Origin of the sequence: Roseomonas sp. CECT 9278, from assembly GCF_918698155.1 — a bacterium.
In the GTDB taxonomy this organism is placed as follows: Bacteria; Pseudomonadota; Alphaproteobacteria; order Acetobacterales; family Acetobacteraceae; genus Neoroseomonas.
This window is the reverse complement of the sequence record NZ_CAKKLX010000053.1, coordinates 1-16,643: the sequence shown is the minus strand read 5'-3', so window position 1 is coordinate 16,643 and position 16,643 is coordinate 1. Positions and strand designations below refer to the sequence as shown.

General features: G+C 73.0%; 18 protein-coding genes. 12 read left to right on the top strand and 6 right to left on the bottom strand.

Annotated elements, in window-relative coordinates; genetic code table 11:
- Together LQ222_RS22750 and LQ222_RS22745 are read left to right on the top strand one after the other, a co-directional pair.
- Complete coding sequence (locus tag LQ222_RS22750; RefSeq protein ID WP_230169161.1) at positions 1-831, top strand: amidohydrolase; 831 nt, start codon at positions 1-3, stop codon at positions 829-831.
- A 4-nt stretch (positions 832-835) separates the two neighbouring features.
- The gene (locus LQ222_RS22745) at positions 836-1,798 is read left to right on the top strand and encodes an SDR family NAD(P)-dependent oxidoreductase (RefSeq protein WP_230169160.1); all 963 of its coding nucleotides are present in this window, start codon (positions 836-838) and stop codon (positions 1,796-1,798) included.
- A gap of 218 nt (positions 1,799-2,016) precedes the next feature.
- Here the strand turns inward: LQ222_RS22745 and LQ222_RS22740 are convergent, their stop codons facing one another.
- A complete protein-coding gene (locus LQ222_RS22740; RefSeq protein ID WP_230169159.1) occupies positions 2,017-2,664 on the bottom strand; it encodes a TetR/AcrR family transcriptional regulator in 648 nt (215 codons plus the stop codon).
- Positions 2,665-2,782: 118 nt separating this feature from the next.
- Between LQ222_RS22740 and LQ222_RS22735 the strand changes: the two genes are divergently transcribed.
- Both LQ222_RS22735 and LQ222_RS22730 read left to right on the top strand, forming a co-directional pair.
- Positions 2,783-3,958: an efflux RND transporter periplasmic adaptor subunit gene (locus LQ222_RS22735; RefSeq protein WP_230169158.1), complete on the top strand. Its 1,176-nt coding sequence runs from the start codon at positions 2,783-2,785 to the stop codon at positions 3,956-3,958.
- A gap of 64 nt (positions 3,959-4,022) precedes the next feature.
- Entirely contained in the window at positions 4,023-7,205 is a 3,183-nt protein-coding gene (locus tag LQ222_RS22730) for an efflux RND transporter permease subunit (RefSeq protein WP_230169157.1), read from the top strand.
- A 163-nt stretch (positions 7,206-7,368) separates the two neighbouring features.
- On the opposite strand, the gene LQ222_RS22725 is transcribed toward LQ222_RS22730, so the two are convergent.
- From LQ222_RS22725 to LQ222_RS22710, 4 genes are read right to left on the bottom strand one after another with little or no spacing between them, the layout of a single operon-like run.
- Positions 7,369-8,217 carry a metallophosphoesterase gene (locus tag LQ222_RS22725; protein WP_230169156.1) on the bottom strand — a complete coding sequence of 283 codons (849 nt, stop codon included), beginning with the start codon at positions 8,215-8,217 and terminating at the stop codon, positions 7,369-7,371.
- Positions 8,199-8,849, bottom strand: coding sequence for a phosphonate ABC transporter ATP-binding protein (locus tag LQ222_RS22720; protein WP_230169155.1), 651 nt, complete (start codon positions 8,847-8,849; stop codon positions 8,199-8,201). The genes LQ222_RS22725 and LQ222_RS22720 overlap by 19 nt, the downstream gene beginning before the upstream one ends.
- Positions 8,846-9,592, bottom strand: a complete 747-nt coding sequence (phnE, locus tag LQ222_RS22715; protein ID WP_230169153.1) for a phosphonate ABC transporter, permease protein PhnE — start codon at positions 9,590-9,592, stop codon at positions 8,846-8,848. Before phnE ends, LQ222_RS22720 begins: the two co-directional genes overlap by 4 nt.
- Complete coding sequence (locus tag LQ222_RS22710) at positions 9,592-10,440, bottom strand: phosphate/phosphite/phosphonate ABC transporter substrate-binding protein (protein WP_230169151.1); 849 nt, start codon at positions 10,438-10,440, stop codon at positions 9,592-9,594. Before LQ222_RS22710 ends, phnE begins: the two co-directional genes overlap by 1 nt.
- 442 nt (positions 10,441-10,882) lie before the next feature.
- On the opposite strand from LQ222_RS22710, the gene LQ222_RS22705 reads away from it, so the two are divergent.
- From LQ222_RS22705 to LQ222_RS22690, 4 genes are all read left to right on the top strand, one after another.
- Positions 10,883-11,740: an alpha/beta fold hydrolase gene (locus LQ222_RS22705; RefSeq protein ID WP_230169150.1), complete on the top strand. Its 858-nt coding sequence runs from the start codon at positions 10,883-10,885 to the stop codon at positions 11,738-11,740.
- A 286-nt stretch (positions 11,741-12,026) separates the two neighbouring features.
- Entirely contained in the window at positions 12,027-12,620 is a 594-nt protein-coding gene (locus tag LQ222_RS22700) for a nitroreductase (protein ID WP_230169149.1), read from the top strand.
- Entirely contained in the window at positions 12,617-13,027 is a 411-nt protein-coding gene (locus LQ222_RS22695) for a hypothetical protein (protein ID WP_230169148.1), read from the top strand. Before LQ222_RS22700 ends, LQ222_RS22695 begins: the two co-directional genes overlap by 4 nt.
- Positions 12,997-13,344 carry an antibiotic biosynthesis monooxygenase gene (locus tag LQ222_RS22690; RefSeq protein WP_230169147.1) on the top strand — a complete coding sequence of 116 codons (348 nt, stop codon included), beginning with the start codon at positions 12,997-12,999 and terminating at the stop codon, positions 13,342-13,344. Before LQ222_RS22695 ends, LQ222_RS22690 begins: the two co-directional genes overlap by 31 nt.
- A 115-nt stretch (positions 13,345-13,459) precedes the next feature.
- Here the strand turns inward: LQ222_RS22690 and LQ222_RS22685 are convergent, their stop codons facing one another.
- Complete coding sequence (locus LQ222_RS22685) at positions 13,460-14,296, bottom strand: ChaN family lipoprotein (protein ID WP_230169146.1); 837 nt, start codon at positions 14,294-14,296, stop codon at positions 13,460-13,462.
- A 70-nt stretch (positions 14,297-14,366) separates the two neighbouring features.
- Between LQ222_RS22685 and LQ222_RS22680 the strand changes: the two genes are divergently transcribed.
- From LQ222_RS22680 to LQ222_RS22665, 4 genes are read left to right on the top strand one after another with little or no spacing between them, the layout of a single operon-like run.
- On the top strand, positions 14,367-14,810 hold the full coding sequence (locus LQ222_RS22680) for a Tat pathway signal protein (RefSeq protein ID WP_230169145.1): 444 nt from the start codon (positions 14,367-14,369) through the stop codon (positions 14,808-14,810).
- 17 nt (positions 14,811-14,827) lie between these two features.
- Positions 14,828-15,493, top strand: a complete 666-nt coding sequence (locus LQ222_RS22675) for a MotA/TolQ/ExbB proton channel family protein (protein ID WP_305800037.1) — start codon at positions 14,828-14,830, stop codon at positions 15,491-15,493.
- 4 nt (positions 15,494-15,497) lie between these two features.
- Complete coding sequence (locus LQ222_RS22670; RefSeq protein ID WP_230169143.1) at positions 15,498-15,908, top strand: ExbD/TolR family protein; 411 nt, start codon at positions 15,498-15,500, stop codon at positions 15,906-15,908.
- Entirely contained in the window at positions 15,905-16,534 is a 630-nt protein-coding gene (locus tag LQ222_RS22665; RefSeq protein WP_230169141.1) for a hypothetical protein, read from the top strand. Before LQ222_RS22670 ends, LQ222_RS22665 begins: the two co-directional genes overlap by 4 nt.
- Positions 16,535-16,643: the final 109 nt, after the last annotated feature.

The window sequence follows — 16,643 nt, the reverse complement described above, 5'->3', positions numbered from 1 at the left end:
ATGATGATCGCCGATTCCCAGGTGCATGTCTGGGCAGCGGAGCCGGCCGACCATCCCTGGCCGCAGCCGCCGCCGGCCGTGGTCCAGCGCGCGGAGCCCTTCTCGCCCGACGATCTGCTGGCCGAGATGGATCGCGCCGGCGTGCAGCGCGCGGTGCTTGTCCCGCCATCCTGGGAGGGGCACCGCAATGCGCTGTGCCTGGCCGCGGCACGGCGGCACCCGGATCGCTTCGCGGTGATGGGCCGGCTGCCGCTGGATGCGGCGGACAGCCGCGATCGCTTCGCCGAATGGAAGTTCATCCCGGGCATGCTGGGCGCGCGGCTCAACTTTCGTCGCGCTGCGGTGCGCCAGCTTCGCGACGGCAGCATCGACTGGATCTTCCGCCAGGCCGAGGCGGATGGGCTGCCGTTGATGCTCTTCGTCAACGAGGATTTCGAGGCGGTCGGCCTGATCGCGCAACGCCATCCCGGCTTGCGTCTGGTTCTCGACCACCTGGGCGCGCATGTCGAACGGCGCGGTGCGGCGGCCTTCGAACATCTGGACGGCGTGCTGCGCCTCGCCCGTCTCGGCAATGTCGCGGTGAAGGCCTCTGCGCTGCCATGCGCGGCGGATGACGCCTATCCGTTCCGCAGTGTCGAACCGTTCCTGAAGGCCGCCTTCTACGCCTTCGGGCCGCAGCGCGTCTTCTGGGGATCGGACCTGACGCGCCTGCCCTGCGACTATCGCGCTTCGGTCACGATGTTCACCGAACACCTGCCCTGGCTCGCTGGCGCGGACAGGGCGGCGGTGATGGGTGAAGCGCTCTGCCGCTGGCTGGGCTGGACGCCATGAGGACGTGATCGCCAACACCAGCGTCCCGCGGCGCATTGTCTGCGTGACGGGCGCGGCCCGCGGACTGGGCGCGGCCATCGTGCGGGACTTCGCGCGCCAGGGCGCGCAGGTGCACGCCTGCGACGTGCTTGAGCAGGAGGGCGGGGATCTCGCCGGAGCGCTGCGGGCGAAGGGACTCGATGTGTCCTTTCGTCGCCTGGACGTGACGCAGGAATGCGACTGGAAAGCCCTGTCCGAGCGTCTTGCGACAGAGTCGGGCCGGCTCGACGTGCTGGTGAACAATGCGGGCATCATCATCCGCAAGCCGCTGGCCGGGACGACGCGCGAAGACTGGGACCGTGCCCTCGCGGTGAACGTGACCGGCGCGTTCCTCGGCATGAAGCATTGCCGCGCCATGCTGGCCAGGGCGGCCCCCTCGGCGATCGTCAATGTCTCATCGACCGCCGGTCTCATCGCGCATGGGGATCCGTCCTACACGGCGAGCAAATGGGCTCTGCGCGGGCTGACGAAATCAGCGGCGCTGGAGTTCGCGCCGCAGGGCATCCGGGTCAATTCCGTCCATCCGGCCACCATCGCGACGCCGCTGACGCAAGCCGCCCCGGCCGGCCACATCGCAGCCAACCGCCACGCGATCCCGCTGGGCCGGGAGGCGAGCGCGGAGGAGATCGCCGCTGTCGTCGTCTTCCTGGCTTCGGAGGCAGCATCGTTCATGACCGGCAGCGAGGTCGCGGCGGATGGCGGGCTCACGACGGGCGGCGTGGCGCACATGCGGTCGCAGTTCCAGGCGGGGCTCGCAGAAGTCGCGCATCACGGGGCGTCGGTTGCCCGGGATGGACGTGAAGCGGACGGAACTCGGGATCCGCGATCCATCCGCGACTCTCCGCGTGGCGAGCATGGGGCCGGACAGGGCCTGCACGATGGCGCTGGCGACGCCAGGCGTGCGCGTGACGATCCCGGCACGCGCTGAACCAGGCCAGAACGCCGCGGTGGACCAGGCCGAAGCACCCGCGCCGCAGGCGAGGCCGTCCTGGCGGAAATCCGCCCCGGCAACGGCCGCCTGCCCCGCGTGATGGGCCGCCCAGGCAAGGCGCCTGCGTCACCCGCCTGGCACCATCGCGCGGCACGCAACGATCCGATGCGGATGATCCGGGCCGCCCCGCGGCGGGCGGCGGTCCCCGATCCCGGCTACCGATGCTTCGCCGGCCGTGACCGACGATCCGCGGCACCCTGCGCGGAGCCGGAGGGCGGCGTCCCGCCGGCCAATCCGGCCTCGATCAGCAGGGTCCCGCACTGGCGCAGCGTCTCCGCGGCGCGTGCCTCGCCCAGGTAGCTGCGCGCGGCGATGGCGCCCTCGATGATCACTGAGAGCTGGTCCGCGAGCGCCCCCGGATGCGCCGCCCCTGCCTGCTCGGCCAGGCTGCGGATGCGCTCGCGGCAACCGCGCTTGAAATCCGCCACCACCTGGTAGGTCGGGTGCTCCGGATCGCGGAACTCCGCCTGGGCCAGCAGCATCGGGCAGCCGCAGACGCCAGGTTGCGCGACCTCGACCGCGGTTGCCTCGACCAGGGCGTGCAGGCGGCCTGCCGCGTCCTTGGCCCGCGACAGCGAATCCTCGACCCAGGCGTCGTACTCGGCCGCATCCTCGGCGAGGATCGCGGCCACCAGCGCATCCTTGCTGGGGAAGGCGCGGTACAGGCTCATCTTCGTGGCCTCGGCCACGCGGCAGACTTCCTCGACGCCGGTGGCGCGGATGCCCTGGCGTTCGAACAATTCGCGCGCCGCCTCCTGGATGCGGTCGGCGGCCTTCGGTTTGGCGGCAGTGGCGCCGGCCATGGCGATCAACCCTCCTTGGACGCGCCGCGGACTGGCGGCGCGGAAAAGGCTCTTGATGATACCGACCGGTCACTCTAAGTAGCGGGACGAACCGGTCGGTATCATTTGGAGATAGGGCATGACCTCCCCCTCGCGCAAGGCCATCGTGCCCACCGAAAGCCTTTGGATGTCATGGCTGGCGCGCGTCCAGGGCGCGGCCATCGGCGTCGCCATCACCGCCACGGCGCCCCTCGCCCTCGCGCAGCCCGCGCCGCCGCCCGTCACCGTGGCAACGCCGCTGTCGCGCCCGGTCACCGAGTGGCAGGAGCACATGGCGCGCGTCGAGCCCTCGGCCCGCGTGGACATCCGCGCCCGCGTCTCCGGCCAGGTGGACCAGGTGCACTTCACCGACGGCGCCATCGTGCGCGCCGGCGACCCGCTCTTCACGCTGGATCAGCGGCCCTTCCGCATCGCGCTCGACACCGCGCAGGCCGAGGTCGCGCGCACCGAGGCGCGGCTGCTGCTCGCGGAACAGCAGGTCGCGCGGTACGAACCCCTCGCGGCCAGCCGAATCGCCCCGCAGGCGGAAATCGATTCCCGCCGCGCGGCGCTGCGCGAAGCCCAGGCCGGCCTGGCCGCCGCCCGGGCCGCCGAGCGCCAGGCGGCGCTCGACCTCGAATTCACCGAGATCCGCGCGCCACGCCCGGGTCGCGTCAGCGACCGCCGCGTCGATGCCGGCAACCTGGTCCAGCAGGGCCAGACGGTGCTGACGACGCTGCTCGCGCTCGACCCCGTCTATGTCAGCTTCGACCCGAGCGAGGCCGAGTATCTCCGCCAGGCGCGATCGGCCCGCGCCGGGCTGCGCGGCGCCAGCCTGCCGGTGCAATTGCGCCTGCTGGACGAGGCGGAGTTCAGCCGCGAAGGTCGCGTCGATTTCGTCGACAGCGCCTTCGATGCGCGCAGCGGCACCATCCGCGTCCGCGCCGTGGTGCCCAATCCCGACCTGTTCCTGACGCCGGGCAGCTTCGCGCGCATCAGGCTGTCGACCGGCGAGGAACCCTCGCTGCTGGTGCCCGACGCCTCCGTGATGGCGGACCAGACCGGCCGCATGGTGCTGACGGTCGCCGCCGACGGCACCGTGACGCCGCGCCAGGTGCGGCTCGGGCCGCTCAGCGACGGGCTGCGCGTGGTGCGCAGCGGGCTGGCGCCGGAGGATCGCGTCATCATCGGCGGGCTGCACCGCGCGCGCCCCGGGATGCGCGTGACAGCGGAGCAGGGCCGCATCGGCCCGAGCCCGCTCGCCGCCGCCGACTGAACGACCGCCCTTCCCGTTCCCAGGCTGCGCGCGTCGCACGCGGCCACGCCCAAGGCATGTCCCGATGCGCCTCGCCCGCTTCTTCATCGACCGCCCGGTCTTCGCCGCAGTCATCTCAATCGCCATCACGCTGGTCGGCGCGATCACCGCCTTCCGCCTGCCGATCTCGGAATATCCGGAGATCGCGCCGCCCAGCGTGACGATCGTCGCGATGTATCCCGGCGCCTCGGCCGAGACGATCGCCGAGACCGTCGCCGGCCCGATCGAGCAGGAGGTGAACGGGGTGGACGGCATGCTCTACCTCTCCTCCCAATCCACCGGGGACGGGCGGCTGACCGTGACGGTGGTGTTCCGCCAGGGCGTCAACGGCGACCAGGCGCAGGTGCTGGTGCAGAACCGCGTCGCCGTGGCCGAACCCCGCCTGCCGGAGGAAGTCCGCCGCCTCGGCATCACCGTGCGCAAGGCCAGCCCGGACTTCCTGATGGTGGTGCATGTCACCTCGCCGGATGGCAGCCGCGACCATGAATACATCTCGAACTACGCGACGCTCAACATCAAGGACCGCATCGCCCGCATCGACGGCGTGGGCGATGCGCAGATGTTCGGCGCACGCGACTATGCCATGCGCGTCTGGCTCGACCCTGACCGCATCGCCGCGCGCGGGCTGACGGCGGGCGAGGTGGTCGACGCACTGCGCCGTGCGAATGTGCAGGTCGCGGCCGGCGCGCTCGGCCAGGCGCCGCGCGCCACGACTGCGGGCGCCTTTGAATTCTCCGTCCTCACGCAGGGCCGGCTGGCCACGCCCGAGGCCTTCGGCGAGCAGATCATCGCCACCGGCGAGAACGGCGCGCCGCTGCGCCTGCGTGACGTCGCGCGGGTCGAGATCGGCGCGGCCGACTACACGGTGAATGCACTGCTGAACAACCAGCTCGCCACCGCGATCGGCGTGTTCCAGCGCCCCGGCAGCAACGCCCTGCAGACCGCCGCGGCCGTGCGCGCGGCGATGGAGGAAGCCGCGCGCAGCTTCCCGCCCGGCATCGGCTACAGCATCGTCTATGACCCGACGCGCTTCATCGCGCAGAGCATGGAGGCCGTGCTGACGACCTTCATCGAAGCGGTGCTGCTGGTCGTCCTCGTCGTCATCCTGTTCCTGCAGAACTGGCGCGCGGCGGTGATCCCGCTGCTGGCCATCCCGGTGTCGATCATCGGCACCTTCGCGGTCCTGCTGGCGCTCGGCTTCACCCTGAACACGCTGACCATGTTCGGCCTGATCCTGGCCATCGGCATCGTCGTGGACGACGCCATCGTGGTGGTGGAGAACGCGGAACGGCACATGGCCGAGGGCCTGTCGCCGCTGGAAGCCGCGCGCAAGACGATGGACGAGGTCGGCTTCGCGCTGATCGCCATCGCGCTGGTGCTGGTCGCGGTCTTCGTGCCGACCGCCTTCATCCCCGGGATCTCCGGCGCCTTCTACAAGCAGTTCGCGGTGACCATCTCGGTCGCGACGCTGCTCTCGGCGCTGGTGTCGCTCACGCTGTCGCCGGCACTGGCGGCGATCCTGCTGAAGCCGCATGGGCACCACGAAGGCCCACGCCCGCTGCTGCTGCGCCCGTTCGGGGCCTTCGCGCGCGGCTTCAACCGGCTGTTCGACCGGATGTCGATCGGCTACGGCGCGCTGACGCGGCGGCTGATCCGCATTCCCGTGGTGCTCATGCTCATCTATGGCGGGCTGCTCGCGGCGACCGGCTGGACCGTGACATCGACGCCGACGGGGCTGATCCCGCCGCTCGACCGCGGCTACTTCATCGCTGCCTTCCAACTGCCGCCGGGGGCGAACCTGGCGCGCACGGATGCGGTGATCCGCCGCGCCTCCGACGCCATCCTGGCGACCCCGGGCATCGAGAGCGCCGTCGCCTTCGTCGGCTTCGACGGCGCCACTTTCACCAACGCGCCGAATGCCGGCGTGGTCTTCGCAACGCTGCGGCCCTTCGAGGAGCGTACCGCGCAGGGCCTGACCGCCGGCGGCATCCTCGCCGATCTCCAGGGCCGGCTGATGGGCGACCCGGATGCGATGGTCTTCGTGCTCGCGCCCCCCTCGGTGCCCGGCATCGGCACCGGCGGCGGGTTCAAGCTGATGATCCAGGACCGCAGCGGACGCGGACCGCAGGCAATGGAGGCCGCGCTGCACGCCGTGATGGGCGCGGCGAACCAGACGCCCGGCATCGCCTTCGCCTTCAGCCTGTTCAACACCAACACGCCGCAGATCCGCACCGACATCGACCGCGCGCGGGCGGAGATGCTCGGCGTGCCGGTCAGCCGCGTGCATGAGGCGATGGGCGTCTATCTCGGCTCGGCCTTCGTGAACGACTTCAACCTGCTGGGGCGCACCTGGCGCGTCACCGCGCAGGCCGACGCGCAGTACCGCACGAGCGCCGAGGACATCGCCCGGCTGCGCACGCGCAGCGACGCTGGCGCGATGGTGCCGCTCGGCAGCCTCGCGACCTTCCAGGAGACCTCCGGCCCGTACCGGATGCCGCGCTACAACCTCTATCCCGCGGTCGAGCTGCAAGGCGCGGCGCTGCCGGGCGTGTCGACCGGCCAGGCCATCGCCATCATGGAACGCGTGCTGGCGGAGACCCTGCCGGAAGGCTTCGGCTACGAATGGACCGAGATCGCGTTGCAGGAGAAGATGGTCGGCAATACCGCGCCGATCGCCTTCGGGCTCGCGGTGGTCTTCGTCTTCCTGGTGCTGGCGGCGATGTACGAGAGCTGGCTGCTGCCGCTGGCGATCGTGCTGATCGCGCCGATGTCGGTGCTGGCGGCGCTGGTCGGCGTGCGCTGGGCCGGGCTCGACAACAACGTGCTGGTGCAGGTCGGGCTGGTGGTGCTGGTCGGGCTGGCGGCGAAGAACGCGATCCTGATCGTCGAATTCGCCCGCGCGGCGGAACAGGACGGTGCGAATCGCTGGGATGCGGCGGTCGCCGCCGCGCGCACCAGGCTGCGGCCGATCCTGATGACCAGCCTCGCCTTCATCCTCGGCGTGCTGCCGCTGACGATCGCGTCCGGCGCAGGGGCGGAGATGCGGCAGAGCCTGGGCGTGGCGGTGTTCTACGGCATGCTCGGCGTGACCGTCTTCGGCCTGCTGTTCACGCCGGTCTTCTACGTCGTTGCGCGCGCGCTGGCACGCGTCGTCGTCGCGCGCCCCGGCACGATGGCGGGCGCCGAGACCCGCCACGGACACGGGTGACCCCAGCCTGTCGCCACCGTGGCTCGCCGCCGGGCCGGATCGGCGCCGGCGGCCTGGCGCGGGCGTTCCCGTGCCTTCCATCCGGGGCGCCGGGGTGCTGGGTGTCGGCCTCGCACCCGCAGCCAGCTCAGCCCCGCGAGGGCGAGCTTGGGCGCGATGCGTGTCAGCCGAACGGCCAGTCGATGCTCACCGGCGCCAATGGCGTGCCGCGCCGGGCCTGCTCCGTCGGCGGCAGCACGTCGCCGGAGGGCCAGTGGCCGCTGGACAGCGCGGCGGCATAGCCTTCGGGTAGCCGCGCCGCGCGCATCGCCGCGGCCGCCGCATCGTGGTCGTAGGACAGCGGCAGGATCTCGGCGCGCAGTCCCGTCGCGGCCGGGGACAGCACGGCGAACCAGGCGCGCGGCGTGCCGTCATCGGCGGGCATCCCGATGGCCCCGGCATTCAGCCACAGCGCGCGCCCCACGCGGCGGGCGAAGGGAATGCCGCAATGCCCGGCGATCACGCCATCGCAGCCGGTCGCCGCGATCTCCTCGGCCAGCACAGCCTCGGACGTCGAGGCGAACAGGAAGCGGCTGATCGCCTGCGATCCGCCATGCAGCACGGCGAGGCGCCGCCCATCCGGCAGCGCGACCTCCAGGCGCCGCGGCCGCGCACCCATCCAGGCACGCTGCGCCTGCGTCACGTGGCGATCCGCATGGGCATACCAGGCGCGCGAAAGCAGGTCGCAGGCGGTGCCGTCGTCGAAGCCGCAGCCGCAATCGCGCGCGCCGGCAGCGAGGTTCTCCTCGCAATTGCCCATCAGGACATGGATGCCGCTCGCCATCACCAGGTCGGTGCAGGCGCCGGGATCGGCGCCATAGGCGACGACGTCGCCGGTACAGATCACGCGGCGCGCCGGGATGCCACGCCGCGCGGCCTCGGCAAGCATCGCCTGCGTCGCCTGCAGGTTCGAATAGGGCCCGCCGAAGACCAGCAGCGGCCCATCGGCGGCAATCACGACGGTCTCAGGCATCCATCCTCCAGGCGCAGCAATCGATCGGCGAAGCGCATCGCGAGGTCCGGCTGGTGCAACGAGACAAGCACCGGCAGCCGCTGGCCGCGCGCCAGGTCGCGCAGCAGCGTCAGCACGCCTTCCGCGGTGCCGGGATCGAGGCTCGCCACCGGCTCGTCGGCCAGCAGGACCGGCGCACGCTGCACCAGTGCGCGGGCGATCGCCACGCGCTGCCGCTGCCCCCCGGACAGTCGGTCGGCACGCCGGTCCTCCAGCCCCGACAGGCCCACCGAGCCGAGCGCCGCATCGGTCGCCGCCAGCTCGCTGCGCGGCCAGAGGCGCAACGCCGCGCGCCAGAACCCCATGCGGCCGAGCGCGCCGACCAGCGCATTCTCGCGTGCCGTCAGCCGACCCGCCAGCGCATGGTGCTGGAACACCAGTGCCGGGCGACCGGCGGCGACCACCGCGCCCTCGGCCGGCAGCAGCCCGGCGATCGCGCGCAGCAGCGTCGTCTTGCCCGCGCCGGAGGGGCCTTCCAGCGCGACCACCTCGCCCGGCGCCACCTGCAGCGAGATATCGCGCAGCACGGCCCGACCGCCCAGTACGACCGTGAGGCCCTGCACCACCAGCCCGCGTTCCGGCTGCGGCGTCACAGCAGGCGACGCCGCAGCGCCGCGGAGAGCCGGTCCGCCGCCAGCGTCAGCGCCACGATGGTCGCCAGGATGGCGATGACGCGGTTGAAGTCGAGCAGGTCGACCGCGTTCTTGAGTTCCTGGCCGATGCCGCCAGCACCGACCAGGCCCAGCACGGTGGAGGCGCGGATATTGAACTCCCACACGTACAGCAACGCCGATGCGGTCTGCGGCAGGGTCTCCGGCACCAGCACCACCGCCGCCGCCTGCGCGCGGCCCGCCCCCGCCGACAGCGCCGCTTCCATCGGCGCCGGATCGGCGGCCTCGAACGCCTCCGACCACAGTTTCCCGAGGCTGCCGGCCGAATGCAGCGCGACGCCGAGCATTCCCGCGAAAGGCCCGAGGCCGACCGCCGCGACGAAGATCAGCGCGAAGACGAAGCCGTCGATGCCGCGCAGCGCATCGAGCAGCGCGCGCGCCGGGTGATAGAGCACGGCCAGCGGCGCGGCCGGCCGCGCGGCGAGCAGCGCCAGCGGCACCGCCAGCACCGCGGCGGTGGTGGTGCCGAGGGTTGCCAGCGCCACCGTCTCCAGCGCCCGCCGCGCGAGATCCCCGGCGCCCGAGAAATCCGGCGGAAAGCCGCCGGCGATCCAGCCCGCGAGCCGCGGCAGCCCGTCCCACAGGCGCGGCAGGTCGGGCTCGACCAGCCAGATGCAGGCGGCCTGGATGCCCAGGAAGCCAAGGATCCAGGCGGCGCGGCGCATCAGGCCCCGGACAGCCGGCCAAGCGCCCGCCCGGCCGCCTCGATCCCGGCATAGGTCGCCGGCGTCGCCGCGACCCAGCCGGTATAGTTGGGCGGCAGGTGCTCCGCCGTCGTCGCGAGCGCCGCTGCGCGCAGCGCATCGCGCGTCGTTGGATCGAGGTCGCGGCGCACCGCCAGCGCATCGTTCGGCAGCGGATCGCTGCGCCAGACCACGCGGAGCTGGTCGGCACGCACGCGCCCCGCGGCGATCATGGCATCCAGGTTGCGATCGAAGTCGGTGGCGAGGTCGACCTGGCCGGCAGCAACCGAGACGACGTTCGCCGCATGGCTCGATCCGTCGCGGTAGCGGAAGAAGGTCCGGGGATCGATGCCGCGCGTCATGAACCAATGATGCGGGACCAGCCATCCGCTGGTCGAGCCCGCGTCGGCGAAGGAGATCGACAGGCCGCGCGCATCCTCCGGGAAGCGGGCGATGGGCAGTCCCGGGCGCGCGATGATGATGGCGTGATAGGTCGGGCGATCCTGGTAGAGCACGGTCGCGATCGCCTCCGCACCCGCCCGTGCACGCGCGAGCACGAAGCCCCACGGCCCCATCCAGGCGCAATCCGCCTGGCCTGCGCCGAGCGCGACCGCGATGCCGGCCCAGTCGGTGGTCACGCGCAACTCATAGGGCCGGTCCAGCAGGGCGGCCAGGCGCGCGAAGAAGGGTTCGAAGGCGCGGCGCGTGTCGCCGGGCGTCGGCTGGAACGGGCCGACGGCGAAGCGCAGCGGCGCGTCCGACCGCGCCCGTGCGGCGACGGGCAGGGCGAGCGGCGCAGCAAGGATCAGGCGGCGGGCAAGGGGGGTCATGTGGGTCCTTCGGGAATGGGCCGGCGGCGGTTCGTCGTGCGCTGCCTGCCCTTGGGCATGATCGGCGATGGCGGCGGTGGCGGCCAGTGGGTCGGGCAGCCGCGAGGCGGCCGGCAACGCGGCGATGCGGGATGGGATGCTTCACGATGTCGGGTCGTCCTTCGCCGCTCCCCGGCTGCGGGTTACGCGGTTGCCTGCGATCCGCGGCGCGCCGAAGCGTGAGGGCACGGCGCGGCAGGTCGGCGTGCCTGCGCATCCGCGCGCGCCAGCGGCGACCGCTCCGGTCCGGCGGGGCGCCACCCACCGCCCATCGCATAGGCCACACGCCGACCCGTCACCGCGGTCGGTCGCGACCGCGGCCGCGGCGCCGGCTGCTTGCGCGCCCCGGGCCGAATGCCATGCTGGCGCCGCCATCGCGCGACTGCCCGGGAAAGGAAACGCTGTGATCGAGCATCGCCGGATCGAGCTGCGGCCAGGCCTTGTCTTCGACGTATCCGTGGCGGGGGCGCGCGATGCGCCGCTGGTGCTGCTGCTGCACGGCTTCGCCGTCTCGCGCCATCTGTACGACGCGCAACTGCCGGCGCTGGCCGCGGCGGGACTGCTGGCGGCGGCGCCCGACCAGCGTGGATACTCGCCCGATGCGCGTCCCGATCCCGCGGATGTCGCGAACTACGACATCGAACTGCTGACCGGCGATGCGCTGGCGCTGGTCTCCGCCTTGGGCCACGCCGATCGTCGCTTTCACCTGGTCGGGCATGACTGGGGCGGCAGCCTGGCCTGGGACATCGCGTTCCGGCTTCCCGCCCGGCTCGCCTCGCTGACGATGCTGTCGCGGCCGCATCCCGCGGCATTCGCGAAGGCGCTCAAGGAAGATCCCGACCAGGCGCATCGGTCACGCCACCACCAGGCTTTCCAGGATGCCGGAGCCGCCGCGCGGCTGCTGGCGAAGGATGCCGAATGGGTCCGGCTTCGCCATGCGGCCAACGGCGTTCCGCCGGCGGCGACTGAGAAGCACCTTGGTGTGCTGGGAACGCCGGCGGCGATGGAGGCGGCCTTGGCGTGGTACCGCGCGAGGGGGAAGGTCTATCGCGAGGTCGGCCCGGTGCGCGTGCCGACGCTGTTCGTCTGGGGCGATGCCGACGACACCCTCGGCCGCATGGCGGCCGAGGGCACGGCCCGCTTCGTCGAAGCGCCCTATCGGTTCGAGGTCCTGCCCGGCGGCGGCCACTACGCGCCCGACCAGATGCCTGAACGCGTGTCGGCGTTGCTGCTCGACCACATCCGGCAGCATCCGGCCTGAACGAGCCTGCCGCAGGCGCCTCACGTGCCGCGCGGGTCATCGAACCGCGCGGGCTTCGATGCCACCCTGCCGCGCGCGCGGCGCGCGCACGTGCCGCGGTGGTGGTTGCAGCGCCCGTGCGGCGGCATGAGGGATGATCACGCGCCGCGGGCCGGTCGCCCTGGTCTGCCGGACCGCTGCCGATGATCGGGGCGCGGCCAGGCGCGTTCGCTGAGGCCATTGCAATTGCGACTAAGTCGCATTATATGCAGCAGCCAATAGCTGGCCCTGGGATCCACCGACCGCCGTGCCCGACACCCTCCCCGCCCCCTCCACGGCGCTGGCCGCTCTGCTGTCGCGCGCCTCGGTGCCCCCCCGATTGCTCCAGGCGCCCGGGCCCGACGACATCACGCTGGGCCATGCCGTGGCAGCCGCGCTGCGGGCGCCGGACCATGGCGGCCTGCGGCCGTCGCGCTTCGTCTGCATCGAAGGCGATGCGCGCGCCGCCTTCGGCGCGGTCATCGCCGCCTCCCTGCTGCGGCGGCTGCCGGACACGCCTCCGGAACGGCTCGACCTCGAACGCGCGAAGCCGCTGCGCGCGCCGCTGCTGGTCGCCGCCGGCGCCGCACTGCGGCCCGGACATCGCATCCCGCTGTGGGAACAGCAGGCCACCGCCGCGGCCGGCGTGATGAACTTCCTCAATGCGATCGAGGCGCAGGGCTTCGGCGCCATCTGGCTGTCCTCGGGCGCGCTCGATGATGCCGAGGTGAAGCGCGCGCTTGGCTTCGTCGAGACCGACATGCTGCTCGGCTGGATCTATGTCGGCACGCCGGCGCCTGACCGCCCGCGGCCGCCGCGCCCCGATCCCGACGGGTTCTGGCGGCGCTGGGCGCCGGCATGACGCGCCAGGCGACGCACATCCCCCTGCTGGCGTCGCACGACAGCGCGCGGAAGGTGGGCGTCCATCGCGACAGGCTTGGCGTCGCGCCGCCTGGACAGGCGCGTGGCCGCGCCACCCCGTCGCGCGATGCGATGGAACGCGATGGCCGGCGCGCGCCCGCAGCCGTGCCTGGAAGCACGGCCCGCAGCCTGCGCCGTGGCGAGGGCGCGGCGTCGCACGGTGATTCCGGTGCGCGCGGCGTGCCGGCGCTTTCGCCGATCGCGACCAGGCCCCGGACCATGGCGCCACTCCACGTGATCGACGTGCACGGATACCTGCGGCGCTTCGGCTGCGCGCCGCAGGAGATCGACCGCAGCCCCAAGGACGCAGAACCCGCATGTTCGTCGCCAGCAACCGTTTCCGCGTGATCCCGAGCGAGGCCGAGCGCTTCGAGCAGACCTGGCTGACCCGCGAGACCCGCCTGCACGAGGTGGACGGCTTCGTCGCCTTCCACCTGCTGAAGGGACCGCAGGCCGAGGACCATGTCCTGTATGCCTCGACCACCTTCTGGGCGTCGAAGGAGGCCTTCGAGGCCTGGACGCGGTCCGACCAGTTCCGCCGCGCCCATGCCAATGCCGGCGCCGTTGGTCCGTCGGCGCCGCGGCCGACCATGGCCGGCCCCTCGCAATTCGAGGCGTTCGAGGTGCTGCAGACCATCGCCGGCAAGCCGCGCGTCGCGGCCTGACGCGCGGGCTGGGTCGCGGCCTGACGCGCGGGCTGGGTCACGGCCTGACGCGCGGGCCGAGGCGCGGCCCGACGCGCGGGCTGGATCGCGGCCCGGCGCGCAGGCCGCCGCGCCCTCAGCGCCCGCGCGGCGCTGGCGGCTCGGGCGGGGCGATGCGGAACAGCGCATCGCCGATGCCGCGGACCGCCTCCGCGTCATGCTCGGCCGCCTCGGTCGGCAGCAGCACGCCGATGCGCGTGATGCCAAGGTCGCGCAGCTGGTGCGGCGTGCCATGGCCGTGCTCCAGGTGCCCGCGCCCGATGATGCCGACCACCAGCGGCCGCGCCTGCCCGGCGGTCTCGGCCGCGGCGATGGCACGCGCGATGTTGCAGGCGAAGGCGCGGTCCCAGACCTGCTGCGCGCGCAGGAAGCGGTCTGTCACCGTCGTGGAGTCGTGCCCGGTCAGCCGGCCGATATAGGCGCGGTGGCCGGGCGTCTCGGCCGCGGCCGGCGTCAAGCCGTCGCGGTCCGCCTCCGGCACCGCGTCCCAGCCCTCGATGCCCACGCGCGTGACCAGCGCGCGTTCGCAATTCAGCGCCAGCATCGGCACGCGCTGCTGACGGCAGAAGTGGAACAGCGGCAGGTAGATCTCCGGCGCGAAGCCCCAGACCTTTGGCCAGTCGACCGCTTCCAGGAAGGCCTCGGTGCCCATCGCGCCGGCCACCCAGTCGTCCAGCACCGGCTGCACGCGGCGGGGGAACATCTCGAAGCCCATCTGCATGGCGGGGCGCAGCAGGTGCAGGCAGGTCGCGACCTGCAACTGCCAGCGATGAATCTCGGCGACGTCGTGCGTCTCGCCGAGCAGCACGGCATCAAGGGTGGCCATCTGTGCCAGCAGGGGCGCGGGGTCGGCCAGCGCGCCATCGGCGGGGTCCAGCCAGCGGGCGATCGGGTGGTGCAGCGTGGTCGCCAAGGGTGTTCCTTCCGGGGTCTGTCAAATTCTGCAATTGCGAGTCAATCGCATTTTTGGCAATACCCCATCCATGCGAAACCCCATCCTGCCGCGCCTGATGCTGTCGGGCCTGGCCGCCCTCATGGCACCGGCCGCCGCCGCGCACGCCGAATCGCCCCTGCCGGTCGAACTGAACCGCCTGGAACAGGTCGCCAGCCCCGCCGAGGCCTGTCGCGTGTGGATGGTCGTGTCGAACGATGCCGCCGGCGCGCCGGCGCTGGGGTCGCTGCGGCTCGACCTGGTGGCCTTCGCGCGGGACGGGCAGATCGCGCGGCGCGTCGCGGTCGAGCTCGGCCCGGTCGGCGCCGGGCGCACCGCGGTGCGCATCTTCGACCTGCCCGGCCTGGCCTGCGAGAGCCTGTCGCGGCTGCTCGTCAACGACGTGCTGGCCTGCCGGATCGGCGGGCAGGACGCGGCCGATTGCGCGGACCGGCTGCGCGCCACCAGCCGCACCGGCCTGCGCTTCGGCCTCTGACACGGGAGACGGACATCATGGCGACCCCGCACGACCTTTCGCCCATCGGGCTGTTCCTCATGGCGGACTGGGTGGTTCGCCTGGTGATGCTGCTGCTGCTGGCCGCGTCCATCGGCGTCTGGGCGGTGGCGGTGGACCGCCTGCTGCGGTTCCGCCGCCTGCACCGCGACGCCGCCGCACTGCGCCGCTTCGCCGAGGGCGGCGCCGCGCCCGGGGCCGCCAACCTGTGGTCCGCCGTGCCCCAGGCGGCCGAGCAGGCGGCGCGGGAAGCGGCGGCGGAGGCCTTCGCCGATCGTCGCGCGCATATCGCCGGCGCGGCGCACCTGGCGGTGACCGAGCAGGTGGATGCCGCGCGCAGCGGCCTGCCGCTGCTGGCCAGCATCGCCGCCAGCGCGCCCTTCGTCGGGCTGTTCGGCACCGTCTGGGGCATCATGAACGCCTTCACCGCCATCGCCGCCAGCGGCAATACCAGCCTGGCCGCGGTGGCGCCCGGCATCGCGGAGGCGCTGTTCGCGACCGCGCTCGGCCTGGTCGCGGCGATCCCGGCGGCGCTGGCCTATAACCGCCTGACGGTCGAACTCGCGGCGGCGCGCGCGCTGGCCGTCGGCGCGGCCGAGCGCCTCTCGGCGCGCCTGGCGCTGGCCGGCACGCGCGCGGCGCGCCCTGTGCTGGCGGCGGAATAGCCCCGTGGCGATCGGCGGGCCGGGCGGCCAGGACGAGGTACTGGCCGAGATCAACGTCACGCCCTTCGTGGACGTGATGCTGGTGCTGCTCATCATCTTCATGGTCGCGGCACCGATGATGAGCGTGGGCGTGCCGGTGGACCTGCCGCGCGCCAGCAATGCGCCCGCGGCGCAGGCGCCGGAACCGCTGGTGCTGTCACTCGATTCGCAGGGCCGCGTGTTCATCGAGCGCGAGGAGGTCGGCCTGGCGGCCCTGGCGCAGGCGCTGCGCCCGCTCGCCGCGGCGGCGCCCGACCGCGCGGTGTTCCTGCGCGCCGATCGCGCCCAGCCCTATGGCGAGGTGATGCGCGTGCTGGGCGCGGTCTCGGCGGCCGGCTTCGCGCGCGCATCGCTGATCGGCGAGGCCGCGCCGTGACCACCCTGGCGGCGTCCGCGCCGCCCGCACTCCGGCGCGTCCATCCGACCGCCTGGGCGGTGGCGGTGGCGCTGCACCTCGGTGTGCTGGCAATCCTGCTGCGCCCGTCGGCGCCGGTGGCGCCGGGCACGCCGCTGTCGCTCGGCCTGGCGGGGCTGGGCCGGGCCGGGCTGCTGGGAGACCAGGGGCCGGCCGAGGATGCCGCGCCGGGCGCGCCCGGCTCCCTGGGGCAGGCGATCGCGCCCGACGATGCGCAGATGGCCGCGCATGAGCCGGCCGCCGCGGACTCACCGCCGACGGCGGAGGCGCGTGCCATCGTCGCGCCGCCGCCGGCTGCCGCGGTGCCGCCTCCGGCCGAAGCGGCGGCGCCGATCACGCCCTCCGCGCCGTCGGTCGCGCCACCTGCGCCGATGCCGGTTGCCGCCCCCGCGGCGCCGGTGCCCGAGCCGCTGGCCGAGATCCTGCCGCCCCCGCCCGACGCGCCGGTCGAGGCCGCGCTGCCAGCACCGCCACCGCCGATCGTCGCCGCGGCGGAGCCGCCCGCCGACGCCCTGCCGCTGCCGCCCGCCCCGCCCCCCGACCCGCCCCCTGTCGCGGCGGAGGAGCCGGTCCGCGCCTCCCCCTAGCTCCTTTTCACTTCTCCGTACCCAAGGAAATCGGCATTAACTCGTACGCCGTCCTCTGCTTGTAAAAGTAAAATATGACTTTACCAAGCAATTTAGTCCTGAATTCCTC